Annotated in this window: 30 protein-coding genes; 21 read left to right on the top strand and 9 right to left on the bottom strand. The window is 65.8% G+C overall.

Features of this window, described 5'->3' with window-relative positions:
* The first annotated feature begins 39 nt into the window (after positions 1–39).
* Positions 40–165 (top strand): type B 50S ribosomal protein L36, encoded by a 126-nt coding sequence (ykgO, locus tag SMA01S_RS20625; protein WP_003046794.1) that lies wholly within the window; start codon positions 40–42, stop codon positions 163–165.
* A 253-nt stretch (positions 166–418) separates the two neighbouring features.
* Here the strand turns inward: ykgO and pyk are convergent, their stop codons facing one another.
* Positions 419–1,873 carry a pyruvate kinase gene (pyk, locus tag SMA01S_RS20630; RefSeq protein ID WP_066826884.1) on the bottom strand — a complete coding sequence of 485 codons (1,455 nt, stop codon included), beginning with the start codon at positions 1,871–1,873 and terminating at the stop codon, positions 419–421.
* A gap of 74 nt (positions 1,874–1,947) precedes the next feature.
* On the opposite strand from pyk, the gene SMA01S_RS20635 reads away from it, so the two are divergent.
* The 5 genes from SMA01S_RS20635 to ruvC all read left to right on the top strand — a co-directional run bounded on the left by SMA01S_RS20635 (position 1,948) and on the right by ruvC (position 5,633).
* Complete coding sequence (locus SMA01S_RS20635) at positions 1,948–2,304, top strand: DUF1244 domain-containing protein (RefSeq protein WP_066826886.1); 357 nt, start codon at positions 1,948–1,950, stop codon at positions 2,302–2,304.
* Positions 2,305–2,478: 174 nt separating this feature from the next.
* Complete coding sequence (locus tag SMA01S_RS20640) at positions 2,479–2,721, top strand: DUF2312 domain-containing protein (RefSeq protein WP_218016277.1); 243 nt, start codon at positions 2,479–2,481, stop codon at positions 2,719–2,721.
* A 202-nt stretch (positions 2,722–2,923) separates the two neighbouring features.
* Positions 2,924–4,051 (top strand): BaiN/RdsA family NAD(P)/FAD-dependent oxidoreductase, encoded by a 1,128-nt coding sequence (locus SMA01S_RS20645; RefSeq protein ID WP_066826887.1) that lies wholly within the window; start codon positions 2,924–2,926, stop codon positions 4,049–4,051.
* A 204-nt stretch (positions 4,052–4,255) separates the two neighbouring features.
* Positions 4,256–4,999: a YebC/PmpR family DNA-binding transcriptional regulator gene (locus tag SMA01S_RS20650; protein WP_066826888.1), complete on the top strand. Its 744-nt coding sequence runs from the start codon at positions 4,256–4,258 to the stop codon at positions 4,997–4,999.
* Positions 5,000–5,141: 142 nt separating this feature from the next.
* Positions 5,142–5,633, top strand: coding sequence for a crossover junction endodeoxyribonuclease RuvC (gene ruvC, locus SMA01S_RS20655; RefSeq protein WP_066826890.1), 492 nt, complete (start codon positions 5,142–5,144; stop codon positions 5,631–5,633).
* A 3-nt stretch (positions 5,634–5,636) separates the two neighbouring features.
* Here the strand turns inward: ruvC and SMA01S_RS20660 are convergent, their stop codons facing one another.
* A complete protein-coding gene (locus SMA01S_RS20660; RefSeq protein ID WP_066826891.1) occupies positions 5,637–6,059 on the bottom strand; it encodes a hypothetical protein in 423 nt (140 codons plus the stop codon).
* Between the two features lie 141 nt (positions 6,060–6,200).
* On the opposite strand from SMA01S_RS20660, the gene ruvA reads away from it, so the two are divergent.
* The 5 genes from ruvA (at position 6,201) to ruvB (ending at position 9,250) form a co-directional block, all read left to right on the top strand.
* Positions 6,201–6,794 carry a Holliday junction branch migration protein RuvA gene (ruvA, locus tag SMA01S_RS20665; RefSeq protein WP_066826893.1) on the top strand — a complete coding sequence of 198 codons (594 nt, stop codon included), beginning with the start codon at positions 6,201–6,203 and terminating at the stop codon, positions 6,792–6,794.
* Positions 6,791–7,204: a GFA family protein gene (locus tag SMA01S_RS20670; protein ID WP_066588370.1), complete on the top strand. Its 414-nt coding sequence runs from the start codon at positions 6,791–6,793 to the stop codon at positions 7,202–7,204. The genes ruvA and SMA01S_RS20670 overlap by 4 nt, the downstream gene beginning before the upstream one ends.
* A complete protein-coding gene (locus tag SMA01S_RS20675; RefSeq protein WP_066826894.1) occupies positions 7,201–7,491 on the top strand; it encodes a DUF1330 domain-containing protein in 291 nt (96 codons plus the stop codon). Before SMA01S_RS20670 ends, SMA01S_RS20675 begins: the two co-directional genes overlap by 4 nt.
* 116 nt (positions 7,492–7,607) lie before the next feature.
* Positions 7,608–8,174, top strand: a complete 567-nt coding sequence (locus SMA01S_RS20680) for an RcnB family protein (protein WP_066588364.1) — start codon at positions 7,608–7,610, stop codon at positions 8,172–8,174.
* 41 nt (positions 8,175–8,215) lie between these two features.
* Positions 8,216–9,250, top strand: a complete 1,035-nt coding sequence (gene ruvB, locus SMA01S_RS20685) for a Holliday junction branch migration DNA helicase RuvB (protein ID WP_066826895.1) — start codon at positions 8,216–8,218, stop codon at positions 9,248–9,250.
* Here the strand turns inward: ruvB and SMA01S_RS20690 are convergent.
* From SMA01S_RS20690 to SMA01S_RS20695, 3 genes are read right to left on the bottom strand one after another with little or no spacing between them, the layout of a single operon-like run.
* Positions 9,235–10,302 carry a hypothetical protein gene (locus SMA01S_RS20690; RefSeq protein WP_245649353.1) on the bottom strand — a complete coding sequence of 356 codons (1,068 nt, stop codon included), beginning with the start codon at positions 10,300–10,302 and terminating at the stop codon, positions 9,235–9,237. The genes ruvB and SMA01S_RS20690 overlap by 16 nt on opposite strands.
* 15 nt (positions 10,303–10,317) lie before the next feature.
* Positions 10,318–10,665, bottom strand: coding sequence for a hypothetical protein (locus SMA01S_RS25235; RefSeq protein WP_245649354.1), 348 nt, complete (start codon positions 10,663–10,665; stop codon positions 10,318–10,320).
* Complete coding sequence (locus SMA01S_RS20695; RefSeq protein ID WP_066826896.1) at positions 10,662–11,393, bottom strand: ABC transporter ATP-binding protein; 732 nt, start codon at positions 11,391–11,393, stop codon at positions 10,662–10,664. Before SMA01S_RS20695 ends, SMA01S_RS25235 begins: the two co-directional genes overlap by 4 nt.
* A gap of 98 nt (positions 11,394–11,491) precedes the next feature.
* Between SMA01S_RS20695 and ybgC the strand changes: the two genes are divergently transcribed.
* The 6 genes from ybgC to pal all read left to right on the top strand — a co-directional run bounded on the left by ybgC (position 11,492) and on the right by pal (position 16,135).
* Positions 11,492–11,962 carry a tol-pal system-associated acyl-CoA thioesterase gene (gene ybgC, locus SMA01S_RS20700; RefSeq protein WP_066826898.1) on the top strand — a complete coding sequence of 157 codons (471 nt, stop codon included), beginning with the start codon at positions 11,492–11,494 and terminating at the stop codon, positions 11,960–11,962.
* Between the two features lie 7 nt (positions 11,963–11,969).
* Positions 11,970–12,662: a protein TolQ gene (gene tolQ, locus SMA01S_RS20705; protein WP_066826900.1), complete on the top strand. Its 693-nt coding sequence runs from the start codon at positions 11,970–11,972 to the stop codon at positions 12,660–12,662.
* A 118-nt stretch (positions 12,663–12,780) separates the two neighbouring features.
* Positions 12,781–13,221, top strand: coding sequence for a protein TolR (gene tolR, locus SMA01S_RS20710; protein ID WP_066826902.1), 441 nt, complete (start codon positions 12,781–12,783; stop codon positions 13,219–13,221).
* Positions 13,218–14,144 carry a cell envelope integrity protein TolA gene (gene tolA / locus SMA01S_RS20715; RefSeq protein WP_245649355.1) on the top strand — a complete coding sequence of 309 codons (927 nt, stop codon included), beginning with the start codon at positions 13,218–13,220 and terminating at the stop codon, positions 14,142–14,144. Before tolR ends, tolA begins: the two co-directional genes overlap by 4 nt.
* 11 nt (positions 14,145–14,155) lie before the next feature.
* Entirely contained in the window at positions 14,156–15,559 is a 1,404-nt protein-coding gene (gene tolB, locus SMA01S_RS20720) for a Tol-Pal system beta propeller repeat protein TolB (protein WP_245649356.1), read from the top strand.
* Positions 15,560–15,625: 66 nt separating this feature from the next.
* Positions 15,626–16,135 (top strand): peptidoglycan-associated lipoprotein Pal, encoded by a 510-nt coding sequence (pal, locus tag SMA01S_RS20725; protein WP_066826906.1) that lies wholly within the window; start codon positions 15,626–15,628, stop codon positions 16,133–16,135.
* Positions 16,136–16,191: 56 nt separating this feature from the next.
* Here pal and SMA01S_RS24945 read toward each other — a convergent pair whose 3' ends face one another.
* The gene (locus SMA01S_RS24945) at positions 16,192–16,710 is read right to left on the bottom strand and encodes a hypothetical protein (protein ID WP_066826907.1); all 519 of its coding nucleotides are present in this window, start codon (positions 16,708–16,710) and stop codon (positions 16,192–16,194) included.
* A 137-nt stretch (positions 16,711–16,847) separates the two neighbouring features.
* Here SMA01S_RS24945 and SMA01S_RS20735 point away from each other — a divergent pair, with 137 nt between their 5' ends.
* The 4 genes from SMA01S_RS20735 to SMA01S_RS20750 are packed head-to-tail and all read left to right on the top strand — an operon-like array spanning position 16,848 to position 19,166.
* Positions 16,848–17,762 carry an SPFH domain-containing protein gene (locus tag SMA01S_RS20735; protein ID WP_066826909.1) on the top strand — a complete coding sequence of 305 codons (915 nt, stop codon included), beginning with the start codon at positions 16,848–16,850 and terminating at the stop codon, positions 17,760–17,762.
* A gap of 9 nt (positions 17,763–17,771) precedes the next feature.
* Positions 17,772–17,981 carry a type II toxin-antitoxin system antitoxin gene (locus SMA01S_RS20740; RefSeq protein ID WP_066826911.1) on the top strand — a complete coding sequence of 70 codons (210 nt, stop codon included), beginning with the start codon at positions 17,772–17,774 and terminating at the stop codon, positions 17,979–17,981.
* Complete coding sequence (locus SMA01S_RS20745) at positions 17,978–18,223, top strand: hypothetical protein (protein WP_066826912.1); 246 nt, start codon at positions 17,978–17,980, stop codon at positions 18,221–18,223. The genes SMA01S_RS20740 and SMA01S_RS20745 overlap by 4 nt, the downstream gene beginning before the upstream one ends.
* 1 nt (position 18,224) lies before the next feature.
* Positions 18,225–19,166 carry an alpha/beta hydrolase gene (locus SMA01S_RS20750; protein ID WP_066826914.1) on the top strand — a complete coding sequence of 314 codons (942 nt, stop codon included), beginning with the start codon at positions 18,225–18,227 and terminating at the stop codon, positions 19,164–19,166.
* Positions 19,167–19,169: 3 nt separating this feature from the next.
* On the opposite strand, the gene SMA01S_RS20755 is transcribed toward SMA01S_RS20750, so the two are convergent.
* The 3 genes from SMA01S_RS20755 to SMA01S_RS20765 all read right to left on the bottom strand — a co-directional run bounded on the left by SMA01S_RS20755 (position 19,170) and on the right by SMA01S_RS20765 (position 22,273).
* Complete coding sequence (locus SMA01S_RS20755; protein ID WP_066826916.1) at positions 19,170–20,030, bottom strand: S1/P1 nuclease; 861 nt, start codon at positions 20,028–20,030, stop codon at positions 19,170–19,172.
* A gap of 166 nt (positions 20,031–20,196) precedes the next feature.
* On the bottom strand, positions 20,197–21,129 hold the full coding sequence (locus SMA01S_RS20760; RefSeq protein ID WP_174543174.1) for an isoaspartyl peptidase/L-asparaginase family protein: 933 nt from the start codon (positions 21,127–21,129) through the stop codon (positions 20,197–20,199).
* On the bottom strand, positions 21,050–22,273 hold the full coding sequence (locus SMA01S_RS20765; RefSeq protein WP_084250485.1) for an acyltransferase family protein: 1,224 nt from the start codon (positions 22,271–22,273) through the stop codon (positions 21,050–21,052). Before SMA01S_RS20765 ends, SMA01S_RS20760 begins: the two co-directional genes overlap by 80 nt.
* Positions 22,274–22,301 lie beyond the last annotated feature (28 nt).

A 22,301-nucleotide genomic window follows, 5' to 3' on the forward strand; every position in this document is an offset into this window, starting at 1 on the left:
TTCCCAGTTTCACTGCAATCTTAAAGAAGCGAATCGATCATGAAGATCCGCAATTCCCTGAAGTCGCTCAAGGACCGGCATCGCGACAACCGCGTGATCCGCCGCCGTGGCCGCACCTACGTCATCAACAAGACCAACCGCCGCTTCAAGGCCCGCCAGGGCTGAACTGCGGACGGTTCCGCCCTTGTCGTTCGTGACATCGGCGGTCTGTTGGACGACCGGAACTTGTGAGTTCCTGACGAGCGCCCGATCGACGAGATCGGGCGCTCTTCGCGTTTCTACGCGATTCGTCATGCCGGGCTGGTCCCGGCATCCGCCGTGCCTCTTGGTGTTGGTCTGGAAGCGCTAGCTCTCAGTCCGCCTCCCGGTGGACCCCGGCACAAGTCCGGGGTGACAACGGTGCGCTATTAGGCGACGCTCAGCTATACCCCTTCAACTCGTCGCCCATGATTCGCACGACGTGGAGCACATTGGTCGATCCCGGTGTCTTGAACGGCACGCCGGCCATCACGATCACGCGGTCGCCGGCCTCGGCCAGATGGTGGCGCAGCACCATGCGCTTGGCCTTGGCGACCATCTCCTCGAACGAATCGACGTCACGCGTGTGGACGGCATAGGCGCCCCATAAGAGGCCCGATCGCCGTGCCGTCTCCATCTTGGGCGTCAGCACCATGATCGGCACGCCGGGACGCTCGCGCGCAATTCGCCGCGCGGTGGAGCCCGAACTCGTGAAGCAGACGATGATCTTGGCATCGATCGTCCGCGCGATGTTCTTGGCCGATTCGGACAGCGCGTCGGCAGTGGTCGGGTCGGAGCGGATCACGGTGAAGTGGATGCGGTCGCCATGCGCGGGATCGCTTTCGACCGCTTCGCCGATCGCATTCATCATCGCGACCGATTCGATCGGCCATTTGCCCGCCGCCGATTCGGCCGACAGCATGATCGCGTCGGCGCCGTCATAGATCGCGGTCGCCACGTCGGAGACCTCGGCGCGCGTCGGCGACGGCGATTCGATCATCGATTCGAGCATCTGGGTTGCGACCACCACCGGTTTGCCCTGGCGGCGCGCGCTTTCGACGATCCGCTTCTGCAGCGGCGGCACGGTCTGCGGCGGCAATTCGACGCCGAGGTCGCCGCGCGCGACCATCACGCCGTCGCACGCCTCGATGATCTCCTCGAGCCGTTCGATCGCCGCGGGCTTTTCGATCTTGGCGAGCAATGCCGCCTTGCCGCCGATCAGCTTGCGCGCCTCCATCAGATCCTCGGGCCGCTGCACGAAGCTGAGCGCGATCCAGTCGACATTCTGCTCGACCGCGAAGGCCAGGTCGCTGCGGTCCTTTTCGGTCAGCGCCGCCATCGGCACGACCACGTCGGGGACGTTCAGACCTTTGTTGTTGCTGAGCGGCCCGCCGACCTCGACATTGGTGACGATCCGCCTGTCGTCATGCTCGATCACCCGGAGCACCAACTTGCCGTCGTCGAGCAACAGGCGCGCGCCCGCCTCCATCGCCTCGAAGATTTCCTTGTGCGGCAACTCGACCCGGCGTGCGTCGCCCGGCGTCTTGTCGCGGTCGAGCACGAACATCGAATCGGTCTTGAGCTCGACGCGTCCCTCGGCGAACTTGCCGACGCGCAATTTCGGTCCCTGCAGGTCGGCTAGGATCGTCGTGGGCCGGCCATATTTCTTTTCGAGCCCGCGGATCGCCTCGATCACGGCGACCTTCGATGCCTGATCGCCATGGCTCATATTGACGCGGAACGCGTCCGCGCCCGCCTCGAACAATTTCGCGATCATCTCGGGCGTGTTGCTCGCCGGGCCCAATGTCGCGAGAACGCGAACCTTGCGCGAGCGAGGAGCGATGGCCTTGGTCATCCTGGGGAGGTTCCTCTGCTTGTCGAGCGCATGCCCTAGTGCCTATCTCCGACGGATCAACCTTGGAGCGTATAATGGATAAGCTCGACCAACTCGACGACGCATCGGCAGCCGCGGCGTTTCGCCGCCTGGTGCGCCTGCTCCGGCACCGCGAAGACGCACAGAATATCGACCTGATGGGGCTCGCCGGCTTTTGCCGCAACTGCCTGTCGGACTGGGTCGGCGAGGCCGCCGGCCTGTCCAGGGCCGAGGCGCGCGAGATCGTCTATGGCGAGCCGTATGACGCGTGGAAGGCGCGTCAGCCCGAGGCGACGCCCGAGCAATTGCGGCGGATGGACGAGAGCATGGCGAAGAACGCTGCGCTCGACGAAGCGCTCGACGAAAGTTTTCCGGCAAGCGACCCGCCGGCGATGACCGAACCCAATCGCTAGGTAACCGGTCGAATAGCGGTTGAGGGTCCGGCCTCGACCGCTTAGACGGCAGCGCAAGCGCGCTGGCCGCGCCAATGCGATATCGCAATCCATTCGAACAGGCGGGGCATGGCGCTCGCCTCACAGTGAGGACTTATGGCTGAAGAACGTGTGGCTGAAGAACGTGGCGAGGGCATGGGCGGCGGTCGCGTCGCGGCGGACGAGCTTCGGCTGCTGATCGAACGCGCCGAGCGTCTGGAAGAAGAGAAGAAGGGCATCGCCGACGACATCAAGGACGTGATGGCCGAAGCGAAGAGCCGCGGCTACGACGTCAAGGCGATTCGCAAGATCCTGGCGATCCGCAAGAAAAAGCGTGAGGAATATCAGGAGGAAGAGGCGATCCTCGAAACCTATCTGCACGCGCTGGGCATGCTCTGATCGGCAGTAGCGTTCCCTCGTTGTACCAACACGCCTCCCCGGCGAAGGCCGGGGCCCAGTGTCGGGCCGGCGAGTTGGCTAAGACAAACCTCCACTCACATTACCCTTCGCGACTGGACCCCGGCCTCTGCCGGGGAGGCGTGAAGGGGTGAGCTCATCGCAAACCCACGATGCGATCATCCTCGGCGCAGGTGCCGCGGGAATGATGGCGGCCGCGGTGGCGGGGCAGGCCGGCCGGCGCGTGCTGCTCGTCGATCACGCCGATGCACCGGGCAAGAAGATCCTGATTTCGGGCGGCGGGCGGTGCAACTTCACCAACATCCATACCGCGCCCGACCGCTATCTTTCGGCCAACCCGCATTTCGCGCGCTCGGCGCTGTCCCGTTACACGCCCGCCGACTTCATCGAGTTGGTCGATAGCTACGGCATCGCCTGGCACGAGAAGACGCTGGGGCAGCTGTTCTGCGACGGTTCGGCCAAGCAGATCGTCGCGATGCTGCTCGATCAATGCGAGCAGGGCGGGGTCGAGCTGAGCCTGGGACGCGCCGCGAGCGAGATCGGCCATGCCGATGGGCTGTTCAGCGTCGGGCTCGGCAATCGCACCGTGTCGGCGCCGAAACTGGTGATCGCGACCGGCGGGCCATCGATTCCGAAAATGGGTGCGACCGGCTTCGCCTATGACGTTGCGCGGCGATTCGGATTGAAGGTGATCGAGCCGCGCCCGGCGTTGGTGCCGCTGACCCTGGGCGGCGACGATGTGCTGTTCCGCGATCTGTCGGGGGTCGCGACCGAGGTCGTGGCGACCGCGGGGCAGGGCCGATTCCGCGAGGCGGCATTGTTCACCCACCGCGGCCTGTCGGGGCCGGCGATCCTGCAAGTCTCGTCTTACTGGCGAAGTGGCGAGGCGGTGACGATCGACTTCCTCCCCGATCGCGATGCCGGCTGGCTGCTCGCCGAAAAGCGCGCGCGGCCGCGAGCGACGCTGCGATCGGCCCTGGGGCAGGCATTGCCCGACCGCCTTGCGGAAACGCTGGCCGAGCGGCTGGCGCTTTCCGGCAACCTGGCCGATCTGCCCGACAAGGCGCTGGCCGCGGCGGAGGCGCAACTCGCCGGCTGGACCTTCCATCCCAACGGCACCGAGGGATTCGCCAAGGCGGAAGTGACGATCGGCGGCGTCGCCACCGACGTCCTGTCCCAGAAGACGATGGAGGCGAAGGCGGTGCCTGGGCTCCATTTCATTGGGGAGGCGGTGGACGTCACCGGCTGGCTCGGCGGCTATAATTTCCAATGGGCCTGGGCCTCGGCCGTAGCGTGCGGGGAAGCGTTGTAAATTTTGTTCGCGCAAAGGCGCGAAGGCGCAAAGAGTGAGAATTGCTTGGGCACCGCTCTTTCTCGATTGGCGAAGTCTCCCGACTGCCGCGTTGGTGCACTCTTCTTCGCGCCTTCGCGCCTTTGCGTGAATCAATTCGAACCCACCGCTTTGACCACGCCCGCCACCCGGTTTAGAGACCCGCGCATCATCCAAGAGGACCCGATGGCAGGCCATTCCAAGTTCAAGAACATCATGCATCGCAAGGGAGCGCAGGATAAGAAGCGCTCGGGCATGTTTTCCAAGCTCAGCCGCGAAATCACCGTCGCCGCGAAAATGGGGCTTCCCGACCCCGACATGAACCCGCGCCTGCGCGCCGCGGTCAACGCGGCCAAGGCGCAGTCGATGCCCAAGGACAATATCCAGCGCTCGATCGACAAAGCGAGCCGCGGCGACGCCGAGAATTACGAGGAAATCCGCTACGAGGGTTTCGGCCCCGGCGGCGTGTCGCTGATCATCGAGGCGCTGACCGACAATCGCAACCGCACCGCGACCAACGTGCGCACCGCGGTGAGCAAGAATGGCGGCAATCTCGGCGCATCGGGATCGGTCAGCCACGCCTTCGACCGCATGGGGCTGATCACCTATCCGGCCAAGGCCGGCGACGCCGACAAGGTGTTCGAGGCGGCGCTCGAGGCCGGTGCCGAGGACGTGACCTCGTCCGACGACGGTCATGAGATCTGGACCTCGAACGAATCGCTCCACGAAGTCGCCAAGGCGCTCGAACCGGTGCTGGGCGAAGCCGAAAGCGCCAAGCTTGCCTGGCGTCCGCAGACGATGGTCGAAGTCGGCGAAGGCGATGCCGCGACGCTGTTCAAGCTGATCGACGCGCTCGACGACGATGACGATGTCCAGACCGTGTGGGGCAATTACGAAGTCTCCGACGCGGTGATGGAGAAACTGGGTTGATCAACTTTCCCTCTCCCGATGGGAGAGGGAAAGGGCCCGCTCGCGAAGCGAGTGGGAAGGGTGAGGGCAGTGATGCTCCTATCCCTATCCTCACCCTTCCGCCGCTGCGCGGCTCCCTCCCTCTCCTAAAAGGAGAGGGAATTTGATCATTCTCGGTCTCGACCCTGGCCTCGGCACTACCGGCTGGGGCGTGATTCGCGCCGAGGGCAATCGCCTGTCGCATCTCGCCAACGGGCAGTTGAAAACCGACGCCAGCGAAAGCCTGCCGCGCCGGCTGGCGCATCTCGACACGATGCTGGCGGCGCTGATCGCCGACCACGCGCCGGACGCCGCGGCGGTCGAGGAAGTGTTCGTCAACATGAACCCGCAATCGACGCTCAAGCTCGGCCAGGCGCGCGGCGTGGTGCTGCTCGGTGCCGCGCGAAGCGGCATGGAGGTCGGCGAATATGCTGCCCGCCTGGTCAAGAAAGCGGTGGTCGGCGTCGGCAACGCCGAAAAGGCCCAGGTCCACGCGATGGTCGGTCGGCTGTTGCCCGGCGTGAAGATCGCCGGCTCCGACGCCGCCGACGCACTGGCGGTCGCGATCTGCCACGCGCACCACCTCGCGAGCGCGCGGCGGCTGGATTATCCTTAACGTCTAATTGAATATCTCCGCCGCATCGGCGGGCCGCAGGTCGATTCGACCCAGTGCGCGGATACCGCGCAGGCCATTGATCACGCCGATGAGCAGGATTGTGTCAAGCAGCACACCCACAATCGCAAACGTTAGCAGCTTTATCGCAAGTTCGATCACGAGCGCCATTGCGGCGACCGAGCCCCAGACTGAGCCTTTGCCCGCGCGCAAACGAACCCCCGCCACCACGAACAGTACGATCTCAACCAGCATCGCCGAAGCGTCGAACAGTGCTGCTCGCAGTTCGCCGCTGCCTGCTCCCAGTCCAAGGATCATCATAGCCCCGAAGAATGCGAGCGTGGCGCCGATGAAGCAGGCCAACCCGCCGAGTTGCGCGGCGTTGAGCGCGCCATCCTCCGTCGTCAGGTCGACGTTCCAGATTGCCATGCGAGTTCCCCCTTTTTGCCGCTAAGCGAAGGATAGCACGGAGCGGCGTATCGTCGAGTGCCGGTACGGCGTTCGCATGCGCCACGGTGGGTCTCGCGATTTTGCTTCCCTAGCGCCGTCTGTTCCGGATATGTCCCGGTCATGATCGCGCACCTCCGTGGCCGCCTCGAAGCGACCGGCATCGACCATGCAGTGATCGATGTCGGCGGCGTCGGCTACCTGATCGGCGCCTCGGCCAAGACGCTCGCCGCGATCGGTCCCATCGGCGAGGCGGCGACGCTCTTCACCGAGATGCTGGTCGCCGAGGATTCGATCCGGCTGGTCGGCTTCGCGCGCCCCGACGAACGCGACTGGTTCCGCCTGTTGACCGGCGTCCAGGGCGTCGGCGCGCGTGTCGCGCTGGCGATCCTCTCGGTGCTCGAACCGGTCGAACTGGCCAAGGCAGTGGGCGCGCAGGACAAGGCGATGGTCGCGCGCGCCAACGGCGTCGGGCCCAAGCTGGCCGAACGCATCGTGCGCGAATTGAAGGACAAGGTTGGCGGCGTGATCCCTGGCAGCCTCACCCCGGTCGCGGCGGCGATGGGCGCGGCGCAGGACGCGGTGTCGGCGCTGCTCAACCTCGGCTTTCGCCCGGCCGAGGCAAACGCCGCGGTCGGCGCGGCGGAAGAGGAATTGGGTGCGGATGCGAGCCTGGATGCGCTGGTTCGACTGGCATTGAGGAAAGCCGCGAAATGACGGATGACGCCCCAATCGTTCGCCGCGCCACCTGCGCTTGCGGCCAACTCGCCATCGAGTGCACCGGCGAGCCCGTCCGCGTTTCGGTCTGCCATTGCCTCGACTGCCAGCGGCGGTCGGGAAGCGCGTTCGCGATGCAGGCACGGTTCCCCAACGATCGCGTGACCATAACCGGGCAGTCGAAACAATGGACGCGGGTGGGCGACGAAGGCGGCAAGGGCATCATGGACTTCTGCCCCGATTGCGGCTCGACCTTGTTCTACCGGGTCGCGTTCGACCCCGACATGGTCGCGGTGGCGGTCGGCGGCTTTGGCGATCCGAATTTCCCGGCGCCGATCTATTCGGTCTATGAGTCGCGCAAGCACCGCTGGCTCGAAATCGTCGGCGACAATATCGACCATTACGAATGACCGCCTATGTCATTTCCAGGGTAACGATGAAGCCCGGCCCCGCGCTCGAGGCGTATCGGCGGCTCGCGGCAGCGTCGATCGCGCGGCATGGCGGTCGGTATCTGGCGCGCGGCGGAGCGATGACCGTGCTCGAAGGAGAGTGGCGCGCCGGAGCGGTGTTGGTGGCTTTCCCGAGCATGGAGGCGGCACGTGCCTGGTATGCCTCTCCCGATTATGCCGAAGCGCTGGCGCATCGCGACGACGCGGTGGAACGCGATCTGATTATGGTCGATGGGATCGATTCCTGATTGCGTCGCGGCAGAACGTGCCCCGAGCGTGACGACCGGCTTATTGGCATAGCGAAACAATTATTCGGCCGGGCGATCCGGGCGTAGGCTCACCTTCCCAAACGATGGGAGGACGTATGAAGCGACTTCTGTTGGCTACCAGCGCGTTCCTGCTGATTTTACCCGATATCGGTGCCGCTTTCGCTCAGGAGGGGCCGAAACTGCCCCCCGGTGCGACGACCAAGCCAGGCCGCCCCGGCGGTCCACAGATCCAGCCGCCGCGACCGCAACCGCCCAAGCCGCGGCCTCCACGGCCACGCCCGCCGGGTCCCGGCAATGGCGGCGGCGTCGTTCGCCCGCCCCGCCCTCCGCGCCCGCCCATTACAAAGCCGTTGCCGCCGCTGCCCCGGCCGCCCAAGCCCGGTAAGCCGCATCGTCCTGGTGCCGGCCGCCCGCCCAATTTCCGACCGATCCACCGGCCGGGTTGGATCTACCCGCCGGGCTGGCATTATCGTCGCTGGACGATCGGCCTGCTGCTGCCCGCCATCTTCGTCGGCCATCATTATTATTACGACGATTGGTGGCAGATGGGCCTCGAGCCCCCGCCTCCCGGCTATCGCTGGGTGCGCTATGGCCCCGATCTGCTGTTGGTCAATGTCCGCACGCGGCGCGTCGCCGACGTGATCTACGGCGCATTCTACTGACCGCGTGACAAATGGGGGCGTGAACAGGTAGGGAACGTTCGATGGACGAACCCGCCCGCCTGATCACGCCCCAGCGTCAAGCCGAGGATGTCGACGCGGCGTTGCGTCCCAAGACGCTCGACGAGTTCGTCGGGCAAAAGGCGGCGCGCGAGAATCTCCGCGTGTTCATTTCCGCGGCGAAGGCGCGCGGCGACGCGCTCGACCATGTTCTGTTCTTCGGGCCGCCCGGACTCGGCAAGACCACGCTCGCGCAGATCATCGCGCGCGAAATGGGGGTGGGGTTCCGAGCAACCAGCGGGCCGGTCATCGCCAAGTCGGGCGATCTCGCAGCCTTGCTGACCAATCTCGAGGATGGCGACGTCCTGTTCATCGACGAGATCCACCGGCTACAGCCGGCGGTCGAGGAAGTGCTCTATCCGGCGATGGAGGACCGGGCGCTTGATCTGATGATCGGTGAGGGCCCCTCGGCGCGGTCGGTGCGGATCGACCTGCCCAAATTCACCCTGGTCGGGGCGACGACGCGCCAAGGATTGCTGACGACGCCGTTGCGCGATCGCTTCGGCATTCCGGTGCGGCTCAATTTCTACACCGTGGACGAGCTTGAGGCGGTGGTGACGCGCGCGGCACGCTTGCTCGGCCTCCACGTTTCGGCGGATGGCGCGCAGGAGATTGCGCGGCGCGCGCGCGGCACGCCGCGCATCGCCGGGCGGTTGCTGCGCCGGGTACGCGATTTCGCCAATGTCGCGGGGCGCGAGACGGTCGATGCGATCGCCGCCGACGCTGCGCTCAACCGGCTCGAGGTCGACAAGCTCGGGCTCGACGCGATGGATCGGCGCTATTTGATGATGATCGCCGACATCTATCGCGGCGGTCCGGTCGGTGTGGAGACGCTGGCGGCGGGGCTGAGCGAACCGCGCGACACGATCGAAGAAGTGATCGAGCCCTATCTGATTCAGCTCGGCCTGGTCGCCCGCACTGCGCGCGGACGGTGCCTCAATGCGACCGGTTGGAAGCATCTCGGGCTGAACCCGCCCGCTGGGTCGCAGGACGGATTGTTCGATCAGCCGATGAAATAGGTGATCGCCGCGGCGCCGCCGCCGAAGATCGCGGCGACGATCATCCCCAGGATGCCGGCAATCGCACTGCCGCCGCGCCGCTTGGCGAACGCCGAACGCTGACCCGGCTTGGCCAGTTTGAGCTCGATATACCCCGCGATCGTCCCGCCGATCGCGGTGGCGATCAGCGATACCAAGGCACCGAGCGGCGATCGGCCCACCGTCGCGATCGCGATCGGCAGCAAGGCGGCGATCGGTGCCGCCATCAGCAGCGCGGCGGCGAGCTTCGCCTGATCGACGCGCTGTTTATCGACCGGCGCCACCGCGATCAGTTCGGGCGCATCCTCGCCCGACACCGCCAGCCAGGCAAAGCTGCCGGTGAGCTGAGTCGCCACCAGCACGCTGGCAAAAGCGAGGCCGGGCGCGATCAGCCCGCCGCCGCCGCGAAACGCCACCAGCATCAGCGGGATCAGATAGACCAGGCGCAGGATGACCTGAAACACCAGGCCGGGATCGCGCGCGAGCAGGCGCCATTCCTTGGCGAGGACCGGCCGGAACAAGCCGGCATGGAACAAACGTGCGCTCGCCTTGCCGGTCGGCCGCGACCGGCTCAACCGCATTCCGGCGTCCTGATAGCCGCTCAGGAACAAGCGCTGCAGCACCGCGCCGGTGCCGGCGAACAGCGCGACGCCGATCGCCAGCAGGATCGCGAGCGACACCGGATCGCCGAACGCGGCATGGCCGGGCACGCCGCTCCATCCTGTCTCGCCCCATCCCCAGGCGCGCAGATCCTCGAAGATCACGACAAAGGACGACTGTCGGCCCTCACCACGATGCGATAGCTGGCTGAACAGGAACAAGGCGCCACCCAGCACGGCTGCAGCAAACTGACCGACCGTGCGCGCCGCGCGGGGGCCGGCAACTTTGGCGAGCGCGAGCGTGATGGCGATGCCGATCGCGGCCGCGGTCAGCGCCAAGGCCAGCAGCAGTACGACGACGCCCAACAGATACGGATGACCCAGGATCGCGACCGGAACGACCACCGGCAGCAACAGTCCGGCATAGGTCAGCACGAGCGCGCCGGCGATTCACGCCAGCTTGGCGAGGAGCACTACGCGGCCCTCGATCGGTGCGGTCAGCAGCAGATCGAGGTCGCGGCTTTCGTACAAGGTCTGTTGGCTGCCCAGGATCGCCTGCGTGGTCATGAACGATAAAGCGACGACCGAGGCAGCCAGGATCCCGATCCCGATCTCCGCGCGATAGTCGATCGGCACGCCCATCAGGACGTAGGCGACCGCCGTGCCGGCCACGAGGTAGAGACCGAGCAACACCAGGGCGAGCACCTGACGCTTGCCGCCGCGTCTGCGGCCGCGCCAGGCGAGGCGCAATTCGTGCCAGGCCAGCCAGGCAAAGCTTCCGGGAGCCAATCGGGTCACGCCCCGCTCGTCAGCCGGATAAAGGTGTCCTCCAGCGTCATGCCCTCCGTGCCCGCACGATCGCGCAATTCGTCGAGCGTGCCTTCCGCGAGCAATTTGCCGCCGCCGATAATGCCGATGCGATCGGCCATGCGTTCGGCGACTTCGAGGATGTGGGTTGTCACGATCACCGTCTTGCCGCGGTCGACCTGCTCGCGCAGCGCATCCTTGACCGCGCGCGCCATCGCGGCGTCGAGCCCGGTCAGTGGCTCGTCGAGGATCAGCAGCTTGGGGTCGTGGATCAGGGCGGCGGCCAGCGCGACCTTCTGCTTCATGCCGCGCGAAAATCCTTCGCACCGCGTGTCGCGCTGTTCCCACAGGTCGAGCCAGTGGAGCAGCCGTTCGGCTTCTTCCGACGCCACATGCGGGTCCATCCGCCACAGCCCGGCGACGAAGGCGAGATATTCGAGCGGGCTCAATTTGTCGTAGAGCATCGGCTCGTCCGGCAGCCAGGCGGTGATCGCCTTGGCGCCGATCGGATCGGCCAGCGCATCCACCCCGAAAATCTCAATGCTGCCGGCATCGGGCCGGGTCAGGCCGGTGACCATCCTGAGCGTCGTCGTCTTGCCCGCGCCGTTCGGGCCGAGCAGCGCATAGAGCTGGCCGCCCGCGATATCGAGGTCGAGGCCGGTGATGACGGGCTTGTCGAACGCCTTGGCAAGGCCGCGAATCCGAAGGGCTTCTGTCATTCCGCCGAGGGTTTAGCCCCGCTCGCCGCGCCGTCCAGCACGAAAGCCGGGACCAATTGAGTTTGCCTTGGCGGCCGGGTTCGGTAGAGCGTGGTGTTATGACGGCAATCGGTATCGACCAGCCGGTCGAAGGACGCTTCGACGGACGCGAGCACCGATTCCCGGTGCGCGTCTATTTCGAGGATACCGACCTGTCGGGCGTGGTCTATCACGCCAATTACCTGCGCTACATGGAACGCGCGCGGTCGGACATGCTGCGGTTGGTCGGGATCGATCAGCGCGCGGCGATGGAAGCCGGGGAGGGCGCCTATGCAGTGTCCGACATGGCGATCAAATTTCGCCGTCCCGCGAAACTTGACGACGCGTTGGTGGTTGTTTCGCGACTGACACGGATTCGCGCCGCGGCGGTACATATTCATCAGAGAGTCATGCGGGGACCTGAATTACTGGCAGAGGCGGACGTGACCGCAGCATTGGTCGCGCCCGACGGACGCCCGAAACGCCAGCCGGCAAGCTGGGCGTCGGCCTATGCAGGGCTGATCTGGACACCCGAAGAACAAGGGGACTGAAGACGTAATGCATTGGAGTTTGGACCTTTCCCCCGGATCGACCTCACCGCTTGCGCTGTTGCTGCATGCCGACATCGTGGTCCAGATCGTCATGGCGGGGCTGCTGATCGCCAGCATCTGGACCTGGGCGATCATCATCGGCTTCTCGACCAAGCTGGGCGGGACACGACGCAAGATCGACAAATTCGAAAAGGATTTCTGGAAAGCGGAGGATATCGACGCCTTCTACAAGCTGCACGGCGATGACGAATTGCCGGTGGCCCGCGTGTTCGCGGCCGGCGTGTCCGAATGGCGCCGTTCGACCGCCGGCGGCGTGGTCGATCGCGAGGGCATTCGCGAGCGCCTCGCCACCGCGATGGGATCGGCCGTGGCGGGGGAGGCGGACAAGCTTGCCGACCGGCTCAACATCCTGGCCACGGTCGGGTCGGTCGCCCCGTTCGTCGGGCTGTTCGGCACCGTCTGGGGCATCATGTCGAGCTTCACCGGCATCGCCGCGGCGCAGAATACCAGCCTGGCGGTGGTCGCTCCCGGTATCGCCGAGGCGCTGTTCGCGACCGCGATCGGTCTGTTCGCGGCAATCCCCGCGGTCATCGCCTATAACCGCTTCAGCCATGGCGTGAATCGGATCGAGGCGCGGCTGGTCCGTTTCGCCGACGGATTCCATACGACGCTCAGCCGCCAGTTGGAGGCGAAAAGGTGAGGGTGATCCGTTCATTCCCCTCCCGCTTGCGGGAGGGGTTAGGGGAGGGCGTGTGCCTTCCCGTAGACCGACATGCCCTCCCCCCACCCCCCTCCCGTAAACGGGAGGGGGAGTTCTAATGGCCATGAATCTCCCCTCCGGCCGCGCCAAGGGGCGGCGCGCGCCGATGGCGGACATCAACGTCACGCCGCTGGTCGACGTCATGCTGGTATTGCTGATCATCTTCATGGTCACCGCCCCGCTGATGACCGCGGGAGTGCCGGTCAATCTGCCCGACAGCCGCGCCAAGGCGCTCGATCAGGACCAGAAGCCGGTCGACATCGCGGTCGATCGCGACGGCACGATCCATATCGGCGAGGATGCCGTGACGATGGAGGAACTGCCTGATCGCCTGTCGGTGATCGCCCGCGAGCGCCGCCAGGGCGACAAGCCGCCACAGGTCTTCCTGCGCGCCGACAAGGCGCTCGATTATGGCCGCGTGATGGAAGTGATGGGCGAGCTGAACCGCGCCGGTCTCAACCGCGTAGCGCTCGTGTCCAACGCCAAGGAGCGCCAGTGAGCGGCATTGCCGTTTCCCCTATCCTGCGCCCGATTCCCCGGGAGCGCGACGACCGGTTGTGGATCGCGATCGGCCTGTCGCTGCTTGCGCATATCGTGCTGTTCACGATCCTGTCGCTGCTGCCGCCATCACCGCCGCCGCCGCCGGTGGCGCCGATGGACGTGACGATCGCCGACGATGTCGGGCTGAAGGCCGGCGCGCCCAACACGACCGTCGATCCGGCCGAGAGCAAGGCGCCCGATATCGGCAATCCCGAGGATTCGGCGCCGCCCGCGCCGGCCGAGGAAAAGGCCGAACCCGCGCCGCCCAAGCCGCAGCCCGAAGCCGCGCCGCCGCCCAAGCCGGCGCCGGTCGCCAAGCCCGAGCCGAAGAAGCCGGCGCCGCCTGCGCCCAAGCCAGCGCCGAAGGCGCAGCCCAAGCCGGCCGTCGCGGCGCCGGCCAAGCCCGCGGCCAAGCCGGGCAAGGGCACCGGCAGCACGGCGAACGCGATCAAGCCCAAGGCGCGCGGCCTCAATTTCGGGTCGGATTACTTCAAGGGCGCTTCGACCAAGCCGAGTCCCGCCACCGGCACTGCGCCCAAATCGGCGACGATGAGCCAGCAGGCGGCGATGGATATCGGTCAGAAAATCAAGCAGCAGGTGCAGCCTTGCGCCAACCGCCAGGTCAATCCCGGTCCCGGTGCGGAACGCATCCGCGTGACCATCCGGCTCAAGATCAACCGCGATGGCACGCTGGCGTCGCGACCGGTGATCGTTGGGCATGACGGCGTCGACGACGACAATCGACGCTACCAGCGCCAGGTCGACGATCGCGCGATCGCGACCTTCATGGGCTGCCAGCCGCTGCGCGGCCTGCCGCCCGAATTGTACGACGTCCCCAATGGCTGGAGCGACTTCTCGCTCCGCTACAAGCTCCCGGGTTGAGAGAGATAATGATGACCAAAGGCCTTCCGCTGATCGCGCTGATGATGGTGCTGGTGCCCGCCGCCAATGCCCAGACGACACCGCCGGCACCAACGCCAGCGCCTGCTCCCGCTCCCGCTCCTGGCGCGACGCCGGCGCCCGGCCAGTCGGGCGGTCTGGTGGTCGATGTCGAGGGCGGCATCTCGGCGCCGATGGGGATCGCGATTCCCGTCCTGCCGACCCCCGAGGCTGTATCGACCGCGGCCGGCCCGACCGATCAACTCGGCAAGCAATTGTCCGACGTCATCACCGCCGACCTCAAGAATTCGGGGCTGTTCAAGCCGCTGCCCGCCGGCCAGTTGATGCCGGTACCGTTCGCCCAGGCGACCGCGCCCGATTTCACCGGCTGGACGTCGCGCGGCGCGACCGCTCTGGTCCAGGGCTATATCCGCGCCAATGGCAACGGCACGGTCACGGTCGGCTGTTATCTGTATGATACCGCGGCGCAACGCGAGCTTGCCCGCCAGGGTTATGTGCTGACGGTCAACGAATGGCGCCGCGCCGCGCATAAATGCGCCGACATGGTCTATACAAGGCTGACCGGCGAAGGGCCGTATTTCGACAGCCGCGTCGTCTATGTTTCGGAGACGGGACCCAAGGGCAAGCGCATCAAGCGGCTGGCGATCATGGACCAGGACGGGTTCAACGGCCGCTTCCTGACCAATGGCCAGACGATCGTGCTGACCCCGCAATTGTCGCCCGACCAGCGTCGCGTCGCCTATCTGTCCTATCTCGACAAGAAACCGACCATCTATGTTCTCGACATCGCCTCGGGCAAACAGCACCGGCTGGTCGACAATGTCAGCTTGGCGCTGGCGCCGCGCTTCTCGCCCGATGGCCGCTGGATCCTCTATTCGATGTCGCAGGCGGGCAATACCGATCTCTACAAGATCCCCGCCGATGGCGGGACGTCGCAACGGTTGACCAGCGCGCCGGGCATCGACACCGGCGGCAGTTGGTCGCCCGACGGCAGCAAGATCGTGTTCGAAAGCGATCGCTCCGGCACGCAGCAACTCTATGTGATGAACGCCGACGGCTCGAACCAGCAGCGGATCAGCTTCGGCTCGGGCCGTTATGCAACGCCGGCCTGGAGCCCGCGCGGCGACCTGATCGCCTTCACCAAGATCGGCGGCGGCTTCCATGTCGGCATCATGTCGCCCACGGGCGGCGGCGAGAAGATGCTGACCGACGGCTGGCAGGACGAAGCGCCGAGCTGGGCGCCCAATGGCCGCGTGATCATGTTCTTCCGCTCGACCCAGGGCGGAAGCGGCGTCGCGGACTTGTGGTCGGTCGACCTGACCGGCGTCAACGAACGCCGCTTGCCCACCCCGTTCGACGGATCGGACCCAAGCTGGGGACCCATTCGCAAGGACTAACGTTTCGTATCCGGACCGAATACGCGCCCCATGCATTCAACAGCCAAAAGTTAGGGAGAACCAACGATGGCACGCACGACGACCAAACTGATCCTGCTCGCGACGCTCGTCGCGGCCGCGGGCTGCGCCCATAAACGACCGCCGGTCCTGCCGCCCGCGGCGGGCGACCAGCCGTCGGGGTCGACCGGCAACGGCGATGCCGGATCGATTGTCCCCGGCTCGGCCGAGGATTTCAAACGCTCGGTGATGAGCGACACGATCCACTTCGCGCTCGACCAGTACGATATCGACGCGACGTCGCGCTCGATCCTCGACAGTCAGGCCGCCTGGCTGATGAAATGGCCCGACCGCCGCATCACGATCGAGGGTCATGCCGACGAACGCGGCACGCGCGAATACAACCTCGCGCTCGGCGATCGCCGCGCCAACGCCGCCAAGAACTACCTTGCGGCGCGCGGCGTCAACGCGTCGCGGATCAACACAATCAGCTACGGCAAGGAACGCCCGATCGCGCTCGGCTCGGACGAGGCAAGCTGGGCCCAGAACCGTCGCGCGGTGACCATCGTTCTGCAATAGAACGTCCAGGGTTCAGCGAACGAGGCCGGGAAGCGATTCCCGGCCTTTTTTCGTGGTCATATTTCCCATTTATCCAGCGCGCGGCGATAGGTGGCTTCCTTGGCCGATCGCTCCTTTTCCAGCCTGTCGATTTCGGTCTCTTGCGCCCTGGCGAGCTTGCGTCGTTTCTCCTGCAGGAGCGCCAGCTGATCGTCGATATCGGCAAGCTCGCAGTCATACTTCTCGCGGGCGGCGCTCAACGCTTGCTCCGCCGTTTCCAGCGGTTTGCGATCGGGCGGAGGCTTGCGCTTGGCCGATTTACGTTCGGGCGTTGATTTCGCGTCGCTCGCCGGTCGTTCCGCCGACCCGGCTGCCTTGCGATGCTCAGCGGCCGATCCTCTCGGCCGTTTGATCACCTCGCCCGGGCTGGCGAGAGGCTCCTTCGTCAGCTTGGGATCGGTGACCAGTTCCGCCGCGCCGCGCGCGAACAAATTCTTCTCGGTGCCCCAGGCCTTGAGCGCGGCCTTCATACTCGGCGCGGCGACATAGGCGTCGTGGAACCCGATCGGGGTGCGATAGACCTTCAGCTTGGGCATATCGCTTCGCCAACGCAGAGCGAGCGAGTTCGTGCCGAGATACGCCGCCGGCGCCGTCAGTCACCGGATCATCGAATCCGCTTGCGACTCGCACAAAGCCGATATAAATATGATATCATCTTTAACGGGAGGGTCCCATGGCTATTCAGGCCTCGGATGCGAATGTGAATGGTATCGGGTTGACCTTGTCGCGCGAGCGTCCGGCGGCGACGTCGAGCGGTTATCTGATGCTGCTCGTGCTGCTGATCGCGCTCGCGACGGCGATTTATGGCGGGTCGACGGTGGATACCGATCCGGCGCTCGGCGCATCGCTGATCGTCGGCGGGACGATCGTCTTCGCCTTCGTGCTGTGCGGCTTCTACATGCTCCAGCCGAACCAGGCGGTGGCCGTCACCCTGTTCGGCAGCTATCAGGGCACCGACCGCAAGACCGGGCTGCGCTGGCTGCTGCCCTGGCTCGGCCGCAAGAAAATCTCGGTCCGCGCCAACAACATCATTTCCGACAAGATCAAGGTCAACGACCTGCGCGGCAACCCGATCGAGATCGCGGCGCAAGTGGTATGGCGGGTGACCGATACCGCCCAGGCGTTGTTCGACGTCAACGATTACAAGGCGTTCGTGATGGTCCAGATCGAAGCCGCGGTGCGCACGATCGGGTCGCGTTACCCCTATGACGATTTCGCCCATCAGGAAGTGACGTTGCGCGGCAATCACGATCAAGTGGGTGTCGAACTTCGCCAGGAACTGATCGCGCGGCTGGTCATGGCCGGGATCACCGTCGACGAATGCGGCTTCACCCACCTTGCCTATGCCCAGGAGATCGCCGGTGCGATGCTTCGCCGCCAGCAGGCCCAGGCGGTGGTCGCCGCACGGCAGACCCTGGTCGAAGGCGCGGTCGGCATGGTCGAGATGGCGCTCGATCAATTGAGCAAGAAGGGCGTGGTCGAATTGGATGATGAGCGCCGCGCGGCGATGGTGTCGAACCTGATGGTCGTCCTGTGCGGCGAGCGCGACACCCAGCCGGTCGTCAATGCGGGTTCGCTCTATCAGTAAGGCGGTACGATGGGCGCTCCTCCCAAAAAGGCGTTTCCGCTGCGCCTCGATCCCGCGCTCTACGCGGCGATCGAGCGCGCGGCGGCGAGCGACCTCAGGAGCGTCAACGCTCAGGTCGAATGCCTGTTGCGCGAGGCTCTCGCGCGGCGTGGCGTGAAGCTGGCGGATCCGGTCCGCGCCAGGCGTGGGCGGCCGCCGAAGCAGGGAGATGAGGAATGAGCGACGGCGACTGGTTCGCGCCGAAGAAGCTCGGCTACGGCGCCGGCCTGCCGATCACCTGGCAGGGGTGGGTGCTGACGATCGGCTATTCGCTGACTGTGATCGTCGCCGCGGGAACGTTGGTGCCGCGCCATCCGGCGATCGCGATCGGCGTTATCGTGCCGCTGACCTTTGCCTTCATGGTGCTGTGCGCGCAACACACGCGGGGCGGATGGAAATGGCGCTGGAGGGGAGAAGAATAGGATGAAACCGATCGCTCTTGCCGTCGCCGCTTTGCTTGCGACCGCCGCTTCACCTGCGGGTGTCGAGGTCACCATTTCCGGGCCACAGGGAGCGCTCGCGGGGACGTTGCTCGATCCCGGCAAGAATGCACCTGCGATCCTCATCATCCCCGGGTCGGGGCCGACCGATCGCGACGGGAACAATTCGCTCGGTGTGAAGGGCGGCGTCTATCGCCAGCTGGCCGAGGGGCTGGCGGCGAAAGGGGTGGCGACGTTGCGCATCGACAAGCGCGGCTTGTTCGGCAGCAAGGCCGCGGTCGCCGACCCCAATGACGTCACCATCGCGGCCTATGCCGCCGACGCGCACGCCTGGGTCGACATGCTCCGCGCGAAAACCGGACGGTCGTGCGTCTGGCTGCTCGGGCATAGCGAGGGATCGCTTGTCGCGCTCAAGGCCGCGCAGAATCCCAGCGGTATATGCGGCGTCATCCTCGTGTCGGGCGCCGGCCGCCCTTATGGCGAAGTCATCCGCGCGCAGCTCCGCGCCAATCCCGCCAACGCACCATTGCTCGCGGCGGGCGAGGCGGCGATCGACCAGCTCGAAGCGGGCAAGAAAGTGGATGGCGGGACTTTGCCTCCACCGCTCCAGCCTTTGTTTCGCGACAATGTTCAGGGGTTCCTGATCGAGGCCTTCTCCTACGATCCCGCTAAACTGGTCGCTGCGGTCAGGTTGCCGGTGCTGATCGTCCAGGGCGACAAGGATCTGCAGGTCGCCGTAACCGACGCCGAGCTGCTCAAGCGCGGTCAGCCGGCGGCGACGCTCAAACTCCTGCCCGGGGTCAATCACGTGCTCAAGCCGGTGGACGGCGATGACCGGGCGGCAAACGCCGCGACCTACGGCAATGCCGATTTGGCGATCGCCCCGGTCGTGACCGACACGATCGCGGCGTTCGTCAGGAAGTAGCGATCAGCCGAGCGCCTGGTCGAGCAACTTCGCCAGCCGCAGCCCGCCGCGTTCGACTTCCAACCGCACCGTCGGCACCAAAGATGCGATTGTCGCATTGTCGAGCTTTACCCGTGTCGGGGTCGGCCCGCAGGGGTCGCCGCCGATCGCGGTCTTGTAGGTCACGTCGCGCGCGACCGCCCAGCTTTCGCGGCTCCAGTCGAGGACGTTGCCCGCGGCGACCCGCTTGCGATCGGCGAGCGAATAGCGGCGAACCAGGCTCGGGCCGGTCGAGATCGCGCGCTCGGCGAGATAGCCGTCCCAGATCGAATGGAGATTGAGCCGGCTGGCGGCATAAGTGCCGTAGTCTGCCTTCACGTCGTTGCCGCCTTTGTCGCCTTTCTCACCGGCGTGGAGCGGCTGGTGGAGATCGCCGACGAAATGGATCAGGAAGACGAGCACCTCGACGCGCTGCTTGGTCGGGGTGCGGCGATCCTTGAGCAGTTTTACATCGCGGACGATCTGCGCCGAGACGCAATCGCCGTCCTTGCATACGCTCTCGACATCGAACGGCGAGCAGATGTTGACGTCCTGATAGTGCCAGGCGCTGGTGTAACCGAACTTCTGCTTGCCGTTCTCGTCCTTGATCCCCTTGATGCAATCCGCCCAGATCGCGGCATCGTCCAGCGTCCCGGCTTTGCATTGCGGCGTGCCGAGCAGCGCCTGCTGGCGCAGCAGCCGCTTGATTTCGAGCCGCGCCTTGGGCGTGATGTTGGCCCAGGCGATCTGCGCGATCGTCTGATGGCCATATTCCCAATAGGCATTGGCGGGGGAGGCGAGGACGAGCGCTGCCAGCGCGGCGGCGACGGGAAGAAGGCGCTTCATGGGCGTTGCCTTACGCCGGGGCGGGGGTGGGTTCCAATCGTTTTGGAACAATCATTTGCGCGGGGTCCTGTCGTCACCTCGGACTTGTTCCGGGGTCCAACAACGGAATTCGGCCGTTGCTGCACGTTGGATGCCGGGACAAGCCCGGTATGACGGTTACGGAGGGTCAGCCCTCATCCTCATATAACGCGACCTTGCGGTTGCCGTCCGACGCCGCACATCCGCGATACATACTGGCGGTGGTGAAGCTCCATGCCATGCCGCCGTCGGTCGCGGTGACGATCACGCCGCCGGTGCCGCCCAGCGCCTTCACCTCGGCCATCACCGTATCGGCCGCCACCCGTAGGCTCTCGCCCAGGAAGCGAACGCGCGCGTTGATCTGAAAGGCGACGCTTTCGCGGATGAAGAATTCGCCCGCGCCGGTGCACGATACCGCGGCGCCGCGATCATCGGCATAGGTGCCAGCGCCGATCAGCGGGGAATCGCCGATCCTGCCCCAGCGCTTGCCGGTGACACCGCCGGTCGAGGTCGCCGCGGCGATATGCCCGGCCTGGTCGACCGCCACCGCGCCGACCGTGCCGTATTTCATGTCGACGTCGAACTTGCCGCCGTTCGACAGCAATTCGTCGAGCTGGCGGCGCCGTTCGGGCGTCGCGAACCACTCGGCGTCGGCCTGGTCGAGCCCATGTTCGCGGCTGAACGCGTCGGCGCCCTCGCGGCCGAGCAGGACGTGCGCGCTTTGCTCCATCACCGCGCGCGCCAGGGTCACCGGGTTCCTGGTCGCGGTGACGCCGGCGACCGACCCGGCGCGCAGGGTCGCGCCGTCCATGATCGCGGCGTCGAGCTCGTTATTGCCCTCGAACGTGAAGGCGGAGCCGCGCCCGGCGTTGAAATGAGGGTCGTCCTCGAGCACACGAACCGCTGCCTCGACTGCGTCGAGCGATGCACCGCCCGCTGAGAGGATCGTGCCGCCCGCATCGAGCGCGGCATTCAGCGCGGCACGAACGCCGCTATCGGTCTCAGGCCGGGTCTGGCTGCGCTCGATCGCGCCGGCGCCGCCATGGATCACCAGCGACCAGGGTATCGGGCTTGTCGTCATGGCGGTGAGCGGTAGCCTTGGCAGGGCGCCGCCGCAATCCGATCAACGGCCGCAGCCAGTTCACTTCGCGCCCGATCAGATAAAAAGCCCAGCATCCCGCGATCGTCGCCGGCACCAGGATGAGGAATTCGCCGAGCGCGCCGATCCCCAGCGGTCGCAGCCAATATTCGACCACGACGATGATCGTCTGATGGATCAGGTAGAAAGGGAACACCGCCTCGGTCAGCGTCGGGCGCCATGCGCCGTCGCGATTCCAGAAACGCTCGGCGATCCCGATCAGCGCCGCGACCGCAGCCCAGCATTGGATCTGGTGCGCGACCATCATCTGGTCGCCCAGCCATTGCGGCGGGACCAGGTCGCCGGGATAGGCGATCTCCACGCCAGCACCGAATGCGTAGCTGAGCACCGCGATCAACGCCGCCGGCTTCCACCAGCGCACGAACGCGGCGAGCACGACGGGCGACCGCGCGAGGCCGAAACCGAACAGGAAAGCCGGGAAATAGGCGAGGTGCGCGACGCCGTCGTTGATCAGGTCCTGAGTGTCGGTCCAGCGGTGGAAGATGACGACCTGGCTCAGCACCAGATAGACGACCGGGAGCACCAGCGCGCGCCAGCCGCCGAACGCCGCGTCGAACCATGATTGTAGTCGGGCCGGCCGCGGGATCAGGAGCAGCAGCGACAAAGCCGCGGTATAGGTCCACAGATAGCCGACGAACCACAAATGGTTCCAGGTCGGCAGGAACACGCCGTCAATCGCCTGGAAGCGGAAATAATCCTGAGTCAGGAATGTCCCGAAACCCTGGGCATAGCCATGCTGGGTTACGAGCTCGACCCAGCTTTGCGGCGGCACCATCACGGTGACGCCGAAGGCGAGCGGAATGAGCAGGCGGTTCGACCGGCTCGACATGAACTTGGCGATGCCGCCCGACTTGGCGAGCAGCGCGCGGCTGGCATAGCCTGAAACGACGAACAACAGGGTCAGCCGCCACGGGTTGGTCAGCAACATCAGGACCGAAAGCCACTCGACCGGCTGGGCGGTCTTCACGTGGAAACCCCAGGGCGTGAACACCATCGCGGTATGATAAAGGATCAGCAGGGCAAAGGCGCCCACGCGAAGCCAGTCCATGCCGTAATGTCGAGCCATGCCAGTCCATGTAACGATTAAGGGCGCG

This window comes from Sphingomonas mali NBRC 15500 (assembly GCF_001598415.1).
In the GTDB taxonomy this organism is placed as follows: domain Bacteria; phylum Pseudomonadota; class Alphaproteobacteria; order Sphingomonadales; family Sphingomonadaceae; genus Sphingomonas; species Sphingomonas mali.

What these genes read in the sequence shown, in the direction of transcription:
- ykgO (WP_003046794.1), top strand. Translation starts at nt 40, where the DNA reads ATGAAGATCCGCAATTCCCTGAAGTCGCTCAAGGACCGGCATCGCGAC.
- pyk (WP_066826884.1), bottom strand. Translation starts at nt 1,873, where the DNA reads ATGACCAAGGCCATCGCTCCTCGCTCGCGCAAGGTTCGCGTTCTCGCG.
- SMA01S_RS20635 (WP_066826886.1), top strand. Translation starts at nt 1,948, where the DNA reads ATGGATAAGCTCGACCAACTCGACGACGCATCGGCAGCCGCGGCGTTT.
- SMA01S_RS20640 (WP_218016277.1), top strand. Translation starts at nt 2,479, where the DNA reads ATGGGCGGCGGTCGCGTCGCGGCGGACGAGCTTCGGCTGCTGATCGAA.
- SMA01S_RS20645 (WP_066826887.1), top strand. Translation starts at nt 2,924, where the DNA reads ATGATGGCGGCCGCGGTGGCGGGGCAGGCCGGCCGGCGCGTGCTGCTC.
- SMA01S_RS20650 (WP_066826888.1), top strand. Translation starts at nt 4,256, where the DNA reads ATGGCAGGCCATTCCAAGTTCAAGAACATCATGCATCGCAAGGGAGCG.
- SMA01S_RS20660 (WP_066826891.1), bottom strand. Translation starts at nt 6,059, where the DNA reads ATGGCAATCTGGAACGTCGACCTGACGACGGAGGATGGCGCGCTCAAC.
- ruvA (WP_066826893.1), top strand. Translation starts at nt 6,201, where the DNA reads ATGATCGCGCACCTCCGTGGCCGCCTCGAAGCGACCGGCATCGACCAT.
- SMA01S_RS20670 (WP_066588370.1), top strand. Translation starts at nt 6,791, where the DNA reads ATGACGGATGACGCCCCAATCGTTCGCCGCGCCACCTGCGCTTGCGGC.
- SMA01S_RS20675 (WP_066826894.1), top strand. Translation starts at nt 7,201, where the DNA reads ATGACCGCCTATGTCATTTCCAGGGTAACGATGAAGCCCGGCCCCGCG.
- SMA01S_RS20680 (WP_066588364.1), top strand. Translation starts at nt 7,608, where the DNA reads ATGAAGCGACTTCTGTTGGCTACCAGCGCGTTCCTGCTGATTTTACCC.
- ruvB (WP_066826895.1), top strand. Translation starts at nt 8,216, where the DNA reads ATGGACGAACCCGCCCGCCTGATCACGCCCCAGCGTCAAGCCGAGGAT.
- SMA01S_RS20695 (WP_066826896.1), bottom strand. Translation starts at nt 11,393, where the DNA reads ATGACAGAAGCCCTTCGGATTCGCGGCCTTGCCAAGGCGTTCGACAAG.
- ybgC (WP_066826898.1), top strand. Translation starts at nt 11,492, where the DNA reads ATGACGGCAATCGGTATCGACCAGCCGGTCGAAGGACGCTTCGACGGA.
- tolQ (WP_066826900.1), top strand. Translation starts at nt 11,970, where the DNA reads ATGCATTGGAGTTTGGACCTTTCCCCCGGATCGACCTCACCGCTTGCG.
- tolR (WP_066826902.1), top strand. Translation starts at nt 12,781, where the DNA reads ATGGCCATGAATCTCCCCTCCGGCCGCGCCAAGGGGCGGCGCGCGCCG.
- tolB (WP_245649356.1), top strand. Translation starts at nt 14,156, where the DNA reads ATGACCAAAGGCCTTCCGCTGATCGCGCTGATGATGGTGCTGGTGCCC.
- pal (WP_066826906.1), top strand. Translation starts at nt 15,626, where the DNA reads ATGGCACGCACGACGACCAAACTGATCCTGCTCGCGACGCTCGTCGCG.
- SMA01S_RS24945 (WP_066826907.1), bottom strand. Translation starts at nt 16,710, where the DNA reads ATGCCCAAGCTGAAGGTCTATCGCACCCCGATCGGGTTCCACGACGCC.
- SMA01S_RS20735 (WP_066826909.1), top strand. Translation starts at nt 16,848, where the DNA reads ATGGCTATTCAGGCCTCGGATGCGAATGTGAATGGTATCGGGTTGACC.
- SMA01S_RS20740 (WP_066826911.1), top strand. Translation starts at nt 17,772, where the DNA reads ATGGGCGCTCCTCCCAAAAAGGCGTTTCCGCTGCGCCTCGATCCCGCG.
- SMA01S_RS20745 (WP_066826912.1), top strand. Translation starts at nt 17,978, where the DNA reads ATGAGCGACGGCGACTGGTTCGCGCCGAAGAAGCTCGGCTACGGCGCC.
- SMA01S_RS20750 (WP_066826914.1), top strand. Translation starts at nt 18,225, where the DNA reads ATGAAACCGATCGCTCTTGCCGTCGCCGCTTTGCTTGCGACCGCCGCT.
- SMA01S_RS20755 (WP_066826916.1), bottom strand. Translation starts at nt 20,030, where the DNA reads ATGAAGCGCCTTCTTCCCGTCGCCGCCGCGCTGGCAGCGCTCGTCCTC.
- SMA01S_RS20760 (WP_174543174.1), bottom strand. Translation starts at nt 21,129, where the DNA reads ATGACGACAAGCCCGATACCCTGGTCGCTGGTGATCCATGGCGGCGCC.
- SMA01S_RS20765 (WP_084250485.1), bottom strand. Translation starts at nt 22,273, where the DNA reads ATGGCTCGACATTACGGCATGGACTGGCTTCGCGTGGGCGCCTTTGCC.